1 protein-coding gene is annotated in these 814 nt (G+C 42.4%); it reads left to right on the top strand.

Going from position 1 to position 814, the window contains the following annotated elements; translation table 11 throughout:
• Window positions 1-127: 127 nt before the first annotated feature.
• On the top strand, window positions 128-814 hold a 687-nt coding region (locus KJB35_RS28240; protein ID WP_285469898.1), incomplete at its 3' end, for a flagellin.

The raw sequence follows: 814 nt of genomic DNA, 5'->3' as shown, positions 1-814 counted from the left end.
CTAATTTCTATTGGCACCCATTTTTGAAAAGCGACTCATAGAGTCGCTTTTTTTTATTAAAACCATTTAAGGTGGCATTATTTGTGTCGAACATATCTTCAATTATTACAAAATAAAAGAAGAAATAATGCTTTCAATTAACACTAACCTTAACGCTAGCAATGCTTCTACGCAGATTGCTAACTCCCAAAAGGCTGTAAACACAGCATCAGAACGCCTAACCACTGGACTAAGAATTAACAAAGCTGGTGATGACGTTGCAGGTATGGGTCTTGCGACTCGTCTAGAAAAAGCATCTACTCAAACGGCACAGTACATGGAGAATGCTGCTAACGGTGTAAGTCTTATCCAAACAGCTGATGCGGCACTAAAACAACAACAAGAGCTTACTGCTCGTATGCAGGAGTTAGCTTATCAAGCCGAGAACGGAACCAATTCAACTAAAGACGTAGAGTTGATTCAGAAAGAGTTCGACCAACTAGCTAAAGAACTGCTCCGTAACACTGAGTCTGTTGAGTACAACGGCACAAAACTTCTTGATGGTAATCTTAACGCAAGCATTGCTGTCGGTGAAGGTACGGACAACCAAGTTAGTATTGCAGTAGCTGGTGACAATGCTGTTGGTTCAGCGGCTGGTACAGCAACAATCGTTGATGAAGATGGTGCGGTTGTAATCAAACTTACAGACGTGGATGGTGATGGCGACGCTACAACAAAAGCTACTGGTGATCAGTGGAAGACTGCTGTACATGACGTACTACAAGGTTACCAAGACCACCTAACAAGCCAACGTGCTGATTTAGGTGCAGCTCAA

The organism is Vibrio sp. D431a, from assembly GCF_030248655.1.
Lineage (GTDB): Bacteria > Pseudomonadota > Gammaproteobacteria > Enterobacterales > Vibrionaceae > Vibrio > Vibrio alginolyticus.
Note: the sequence above shows the minus strand (reverse complement) of the source record. Positions and strands in the feature narration are given on the sequence as shown.